This is a genomic window from Corallococcus sp. AB032C (assembly GCF_003668935.1).
Taxonomy (GTDB): domain Bacteria; phylum Myxococcota; class Myxococcia; order Myxococcales; family Myxococcaceae; genus Corallococcus; species Corallococcus exiguus.
Genome location: NZ_RAWP01000087.1, coordinates 37,058 through 43,898, shown reverse-complemented (window position 1 = coordinate 43,898; position 6,841 = coordinate 37,058). Strand labels below are relative to the sequence as shown.

The 6,841-nt window shown below is 68.9% G+C and carries 6 protein-coding genes and 1 pseudogene; 6 read left to right on the top strand and 1 reads right to left on the bottom strand.

The window, feature by feature from the left end; genetic code table 11:
- Positions 1 to 118 (bottom strand): annotated as a pseudogene (locus tag D7X99_RS30595) (phosphoribosylformylglycinamidine cyclo-ligase); the annotation flags it as partial.
- 152 nt (positions 119 to 270) lie between these two features.
- Between D7X99_RS30595 and D7X99_RS30590 the strand changes: the two are divergent.
- From D7X99_RS30590 to D7X99_RS30565, 6 genes are all read left to right on the top strand, one after another.
- On the top strand, positions 271 to 921 hold the full coding sequence (locus D7X99_RS30590) for a Crp/Fnr family transcriptional regulator (protein ID WP_120594646.1): 651 nt from the start codon (positions 271 to 273) through the stop codon (positions 919 to 921).
- 1 nt (position 922) lies between these two features.
- The gene (locus tag D7X99_RS30585; protein ID WP_121753330.1) at positions 923 to 1,678 is read left to right on the top strand and encodes an MBL fold metallo-hydrolase; all 756 of its coding nucleotides are present in this window, start codon (positions 923 to 925) and stop codon (positions 1,676 to 1,678) included.
- Positions 1,679 to 1,746: 68 nt separating this feature from the next.
- Positions 1,747 to 2,604: an acetyl-CoA carboxylase, carboxyltransferase subunit beta gene (gene accD / locus D7X99_RS30580; protein ID WP_121780856.1), complete on the top strand. Its 858-nt coding sequence runs from the start codon at positions 1,747 to 1,749 to the stop codon at positions 2,602 to 2,604.
- Between the two features lie 18 nt (positions 2,605 to 2,622).
- Positions 2,623 to 3,936 carry a folylpolyglutamate synthase/dihydrofolate synthase family protein gene (locus D7X99_RS30575; protein ID WP_171805473.1) on the top strand — a complete coding sequence of 438 codons (1,314 nt, stop codon included), beginning with the start codon at positions 2,623 to 2,625 and terminating at the stop codon, positions 3,934 to 3,936.
- Between the two features lie 9 nt (positions 3,937 to 3,945).
- Positions 3,946 to 5,217, top strand: coding sequence for an alpha/beta fold hydrolase (locus tag D7X99_RS30570; protein ID WP_121780855.1), 1,272 nt, complete (start codon positions 3,946 to 3,948; stop codon positions 5,215 to 5,217).
- Positions 5,218 to 5,315: 98 nt separating this feature from the next.
- Positions 5,316 to 6,815, top strand: coding sequence for an AMIN domain-containing protein (locus D7X99_RS30565; RefSeq protein WP_171805474.1), 1,500 nt, complete (start codon positions 5,316 to 5,318; stop codon positions 6,813 to 6,815).
- The last annotated feature ends 26 nt before the right edge of the window (positions 6,816 to 6,841 follow it).

The window sequence follows — 6,841 nt, the reverse complement described above, 5'->3', positions numbered from 1 at the left end:
CACCCACCCCGCCCAGGACTTCAGGGCGCGTGGTGCGCGCGGCATGGGGCTTGATCTTCTCGACGAACGCGTCGCCGGCCTCGATGTCTACTCCGGACTGCTTGTAGGTCGTTCCCACGGGCCGGCCTTGTACCCCTCCCGGGGGCCCCTGTCTCGGGCCTCGGAAGGGACGTGTCGGGTTTGCGGCGGCTCACTGCCCTCGGGCGCCCGCACGATATCGGTCTGGGATATTTGACCGGTGGGGTGGGGGCTGATTGACTCGCGGGCCAGATGGGCGCCGAGGAAACCCTCTTTCAACGTTTTGGCAAGGAGTTCCCCAAGGGCACCGAGCTCTTCCGCGAGGGAGAGATCGGCAAGGAGATGTTCGTCATCCAGTCCGGGAAGATCGCCATCTCCAAGCGCGTACGCGACGTGGAGAAGGTGCTCGCGGTCCTGGGGCCAGGCGAATTCTTCGGGGAGATGGCCATCATCTCCAACAAGCCCCGGAACGCCTCCGCCGTGGTGCATGACGACGCGAAGCTGCTCGTCATCGATCCCAAGACCTTCGAGGCGATGATCCGCGGCAACGCGGAGATCGCCGTGCGGATGATCAAGAAGCTGGCCGAGCGCCTCTCCGAGGCGGACGCCCAGATTGAGAACCTGCTCCATGGCGACCCCGCCAGCCGAGTGGTCCATCAAATCCTCCAGGCCTGCCAGACGCGCGGCCGGCCGCTGGAGGAGGGCGTGGAGGTGGACTTCGCCGTCCGGGAGATGCCCCGGCAGATTGGCGTGGGCGAGCCCGCCGTGCGCAGCATGCTGGATCGCCTGGAGCGCGCGGGCCTCATCGAGCGCAGCGGTGACAGGATCACCGTGTACGACACGGCCCGGCTGCATGACTTCCTCAACTACCTCGAGATGAAGTGGAAGTTCGGAGACCTCTAGCGTGAAGCTGCAAGTCCTCGGGTGCCACGGCGGCGAGCTTCCCACGTGCAGGAGCACCTGCTTCCTCGTGGACGACGTGCTCGCGCTCGACGCGGGCGCACTCACCGGCACGCTCTCGTTGGATCAGCTCTGCAAGGTGGACGACATCCTCGTCGGCCACAGCCACTTCGACCACGTGAAGGACCTGCCGCTGCTCGCCGACCTGGTCATCGGCCGCAGGGACAAGCCCGTCACCATCCATGCCTCCCGCGAGTGCGCGAAAGCGCTGCGCGAGAACATGTTCAACAACTCGCTGTGGCCGGACTTCACGCGCATCCCCACGCGCAACAAGCCCGTCCTGGCCATCAAGACCTTCCGCGCCGGCAGCACCTTCCAGGTGGGCCCGTACACCGTGAAGAGCGTGCCGGTGAGCCACCCCGTGGAGTCGTGCGCCTTCATCATCAGCGACGGCAAGACGTCGCTGGCCATGAGCGGCGACACCGGCCCCACGGACAAGCTGTGGAAGGCGCTCAACGCCACGAAAAATCTAAAGGCGCTGCTCCTGGAGGCCAGCTTCCCCAACAGCCTCCAGGCCCTGGCGGACATCTCCGGCCACCTGACGCCCGCCACCGTGGGCTCGGAGCTGCGCAAGTTCGACCGCAACGGCGCCCAGGTGATGCTCTACCACCTGAAGCCCGCCTTCGTGACCCAGCTCAAGAAGGAACTGGCCCCGCTGCCCGTGAACGTCCTGGAGCTGGGTGAGACGTTCCAGTTCTAGGGACGTGCCGCGGCGCGGCGTACGCGGGTATTGACGGCCCGCGACGGGCGGATTAACCCCCGGGCCTCATGGCCTGGTTCTCCAAGAAGCCCCGCATCGCCGTCGCCGCTGAGTCAGAGAAAGCCGCCGAGCCCCAGCCCTCCCGCATGCAGGGCCTCTGGGCCAAGTGCGAGCAGTGCGACGAGATCATCTACCGCCAGGAGCTCGAGAAGAACTGGATGGTGTGCATGCACTGCGAGCACCACCACGCCTGGACGGCTCGCGCGCGGCTGGCGGCCACATTGGATCCGGACTCCTTCGAGGAGTTCGACAAGGAGCTGGAGCCCCTGGACCCGCTCGGCTTCACCGACTCCAAGAAGTACAAGGACCGGCTCAAGTCCACGCGCAAGAACCTGGAGGAGAACGATGCGTTCATCTCCGGCGTGGGCCGCATCGAGGGACACCCCGTCTCCATCGGCTCCTTCGTCTTCGAGTTCATGGGCGGCTCCATGGGCTCCGTGGTGGGTGAGAAGGTCACGCGCGTGTTCGAGCGCGCCTTCGAGCTCAAGTGCCCCGCGGTGGTGTTCTCCGCCTCTGGCGGCGCGCGCATGCAGGAGGGCATCTTCTCCCTGATGCAGATGGCGAAGACGTCCGCGGCCATTGCCCGCTTCCGCACCAGCGGCAAGCCGTACGTCTCCGTGATGCTCAACCCCACCACGGGCGGCGTGGCCGCGTCCTTCTCCTGGCTGGGCGACATCATCCTCGCGGAGCCCAAGGCCCTCATCGGCTTCGCCGGCCCGCGCGTCATCGAGCAGACCATCCGCCAGAAGCTGCCGGAGGGCTTCCAGCGCTCGGAGTTCCTGCTGGACCACGGGATGATCGACGCCATCGTCCACCGCAAGGACCTGCGCGGGAAGCTGGGGCAGATCCTCGGCATGCTGGGGTAGGGCGGCGGGCTTCCACCCATGGACGCGCCCCGCACCCCCGAAGAGGCTTTGCGCTTCTTCCAGGCGCTCAACCCCTCCGGCATCAAGCTGGGGCTGGAGCGGGTGAGGGACGCGCTCGCCGCGTTGGATCACCCGGAGCGGGACTACCCGGCGCTGCACGTCGCCGGCACCAACGGCAAGGGCAGCACCTGCGCCTTCGTGGCGCGCGCCCTGGAGGCCGCCGGCCACCGCGTGGGGCTCTACACGTCTCCGCACCTGGTGCGCGTCAACGAACGGATCCGCGTCTCCGGTGAAGACATCCCGGACGCGGTCTTCGGGCAGCGCATCCTGGAGGTCCTGGAGCGCTATCCCTCCGCGTTGTCGGATCCGATGACGTACTTCGAGTTCGGTACCGTGGTCGCGCTCTGGCACTTCTCCCGCGAGCGCGTGGACGTGGCCGTGCTGGAGACGGGCCTGGGCGGCCGGCTGGACGCCACCACCGCCGCGAACCCCGTGGTGACGTGCGTCACCCCCGTGTCCTTCGACCACATGGAGTACCTGGGCCACACGCTCGGCGAAATCGCCTGGGAGAAGGCCGGCATCTTCAAGTTCGGCGTGCCGGTGGTCCTGTCCCGGCAGGAGCCGGAGGCCCTGGACTCCCTCCTGCGCCGCGCGGAGCAACTCGCCGTGCCCGTCCAGGTGGAGGGCCGCGACTTCGGTATCGACCTCGGGTCCGATGGGACGCTTTTCTACAGGGGACCCACCTGGTCGCTCGATGGCCTCACGATTTCGCTGCGCGGTCCGTATCAGCACCAGAACGCGGCGGTGGCCCTGGCCTGTCTGGAGGCCCTCCATGCCCGGGGCGTGGCGGTGACGCTGGAGGCCGCGCGCGCGGGTCTGGCCACGGCGCGCTGGCCGGGGCGGCTGGAGGAGGTGTCCCACGACCCGACGGTGGTGGTGGACGGCGCCCACAACCCGGCGGGCGTGGCGGTGCTGCTGGAGGCCCTGGACTCGCTCTATGCCGGGCGGCCGCTGCACCTCGTCTTCGGGGTGGTGGCGGACAAGGACCGGGGGCCGATGATGCGAGCCCTGTTTCCGCTGGCGGCCTCCGTGCACCTCACGCCGCTGGAGACGCCGCGCTCGCTTGCCCCGGAGCGATACATCCCTGAAGCACGGATTTTGTGTTCACGGGTCGCCGCGCACTCCTCCCTGGAGGAGGCCCTTGCCGGAGCGAGGGCTGATGCAGTGGGTCGCCCGGACGGACTCGTTCTAGCGACGGGCTCATTGTTCCTGGTAGGCGCCGTAAAGCGATTGGTCGACCGAAGCCTTGGCGCGATGCGGCAGCAGCAGTAAATTTGAGACATGCGCCTGCCGGACTGGAGATCAGCGCTTCCGGGACCTCCGATGCCCACCGTCGACGAGGTCGATTTCCGGGCGTTGTACTCCAAGACCAACTACGTGGTGGAGACGGCGGACGGCTGGTCACTCGTCATCACGCGCTACCGGCCGGTGAAACAGGCGTTCGCGCAGCCGCTGTTCGGTGAGCCGCTGCTGCTGGTGCACGGCTTCTCCCAGAACCGGCACACGTGGACGAGCGGCCAGTTCGTCAAGAACCTGCTCTTCTTCGGCGTGGACATCCACATCCTGGAGCTGCGCGGGCACGGCAAGAGCTCCATCGCCTTCCAGAAGGAGCGCGCCGAGCGCTTCAAGCGCCCGCTGCCGCAGGACCTGGACTACGGCTGGGACCTGGACAGCTACTTCCTCTACGACCTGCCGGCGGCCGTGTCCGGCGTCAAACGCATCACCCGCCGCGAGCGCGTCTTCTACTGCGGCCACTCCATGGGCGGCATGCTGGGCTACGGCTACGCCGGCATCCATGACGACTTCGAGGGGCTCATCACCATCGGGTCGCCCGCGGACCTGGGGCGCGGCTTCATGCTGCTGCGCATGCTGGCGCACGGCTCGCCGCTGCTCGCGGGTGCGGTGGACATGACGCTGGGCGGGCTGAACCTGAACCGCCGCGCGGCCTCGCTGGGCCGCTCGCTGCTGGCGAAGGGGGCGGGCGCCTTCAGCCCCGCGCTCCAGAAGCGCCTGGAGCCGGATGCGCCCAAGCCGCTCGTGTTCAACGCGGTGCCGGTGGACGTGGTGCTCAAGTGGGCGGAGCGCCAGCTGTCGCAAGCGGACGAGTCCGCGCTGTATCAGCGCTTCACGCGCAAGCTGAACCGGCTCATCAACACGGAGCGCGTCAGCCGGGACGACATCCGGTGGCTGCTGCGCGAGGGCGGCGAGCGCGAGCCCCGCAAGGTGATTGAACAGTTCGCCCGATGGATCCGCCGGGGCGAGATGGTCTGCTACCGCACGGACTACGACTTCAAGCGCGGCTTCGGGAAGATTGAAATCCCCATGGCCATCATCTTCGGGGACCTGGATCCGCTGGCTTCCGTGGAGTCCACGCGCAGCGTCTACCGCGCCGCGAAGAGCGAGTACCTGCTGTGGCGGCCGGTGAAGGGCAACAGCCACGTCGAGCTCACCATGGGGCACGACATCCGGCAGATCTGCTACGACATCAAGAACCTCATCGAGTACACCCGCACGCACCGCACGCGCTCGCCGGCCCTGCCGCGCTTGCGTTGAAGCGCGGACGTTCCGGCCAGACTGAAAAGTTGGTGCCTCCCGGGTGCGTGATAATTTCGCGCGCGTCTGTCTTCTGACGCATGTCACGGGAGGGGTCGATGAGGGGCTTGGCGGTGTCACTGCTGGGATTGTGGCTCGTGCCGTTGGTGGCGCTGGCGCAGCAGCCGGCGGACTACAACACCATCACGTCCGTCAACGTCAGCGGCGGGACGGTGGAGATCTCCGGCAGCAAGAAGCCGGACTTCAACAGCTTCACCATGACGGACCCTCCGCGGCTCGTCATCGACGTGTCCGGCGCCGTCTTCAAGGACGTGCCCGAGGAGCTGCCGGTCGGCAATGGCACCGTGACGGGCATCCGCACGCAGGCCTATGGCACGGAGTCCTCGTCCATCGCGCGCATCCTCATCGGCTATGAGCGCGAGGTGGAGACGGACATCCAGACCTCCGGCAACAAGCTGGTGGTGAAGGTCCTGGGCAGCGGGGGCGGCGCGGTCGTCGCGCAGGTAACCCCCTCGGAAGGGCAGGGCACCTCCGCGCAGGGAGCCACCGCGGCCAACACCCAGGCCGGCTCCAACGCGCAGGACGCGGCCCGCGCCGCCGCGTCGGACCGGGAGGCGCAGGAGAAGGCCGTGAAGGCCGCCGCCGACGCCGCCCGGGCGGAGCGCGAGGCCCAGGAGAAGGCCGCCGCCGAGGCCACCGCCCGCGCCAAGGCGGATGCGGACGCGGAGAAGAAGCGCCAGGAGGAGGCCCAGGCCGCCGCGAAGCGCCAGGACGAGGAGCGCCGCGCGTCGGAGCAGGCCGCCGCCACGGAGCGCAAGCGCCAGGAGGCAGAGGCGCAGGCCGCCGCGAAGCGCGCAGAGGATGAACGCCGCGCCACCGCGCAGGCCTCCGCCGACCAGAAGCGCCAGCAGGAAGAGGACGCGAAGACCGCCGCGAAGACCGCCGCCGAAGAGAAGCGCGCCGCAGCGCAGGCCGCCGCCGAGGAGCGCCAGTCCGCCGCGAAGACGGCCGCGGAGCAGAAGCGCGCCGCCGCGCAGACCGCCGCCGAGGCGAAGCGCCTGAAGGAAGAGGAGCGCCAGGCCGCCGCGCAGGCCCGTCGCGAGGAGCAGCAGTCGGCCCGCGAGGCCGCCGCCGACCAGAAGCGCCAGCGTGCGGCGGAGGCCCGTGAGCGCCGCGAGCAGGCCGTGGCGGCCCGTGAGTCGCGTGCCCGGCCCAGCCAGGGCAGCGCCGCGGCCGAGTCGCGCGAGAGCGGTGGGGGCGCGGTGTCGTCGCGCCGCAAGACGATGACGCAGATTGGCTTCCAGCAACAGCCGGACAGCTCGCGCGTCTTCGTGCGCACCAACGAGCCGGTGCGCTACACGGTGAGCACTTCCGGCAACCAGGTGGTCCTGGAGCTGGAGAACACGCGCGTGGTGGAGTCCAACAACACGCTGCCCCTGGACACGCACTTCTTCCCGTCGGCCGTGTCGCGGGTGGAGGCGTTCTCCGGCGCGGGCCAGACGGTGCGCGTCGTCATCCAGCTGAAGCAGGGGGTTCGCTATGAGACACGCCAGGAAGGCGGCCTCATCACCCTCGACTTCCCGCGCCCGGGCCGGTAGGACGGGGCGGGCGCCGTTGCCGGCAC

Bases quoted from the DNA above. Each gene is read 5' to 3' on its own strand.
- D7X99_RS30570 (WP_121780855.1), top strand. From the start codon at position 3,946: ATGCGCCTGCCGGACTGGAGATCAGCGCTTCCGGGACCTCCGATGCCC.
- D7X99_RS30575 (WP_171805473.1), top strand. From the start codon at position 2,623: ATGGACGCGCCCCGCACCCCCGAAGAGGCTTTGCGCTTCTTCCAGGCG.
- accD (WP_121780856.1), top strand. From the start codon at position 1,747: ATGGCCTGGTTCTCCAAGAAGCCCCGCATCGCCGTCGCCGCTGAGTCA.
- D7X99_RS30565 (WP_171805474.1), top strand. From the start codon at position 5,316: ATGAGGGGCTTGGCGGTGTCACTGCTGGGATTGTGGCTCGTGCCGTTG.
- D7X99_RS30590 (WP_120594646.1), top strand. From the start codon at position 271: ATGGGCGCCGAGGAAACCCTCTTTCAACGTTTTGGCAAGGAGTTCCCC.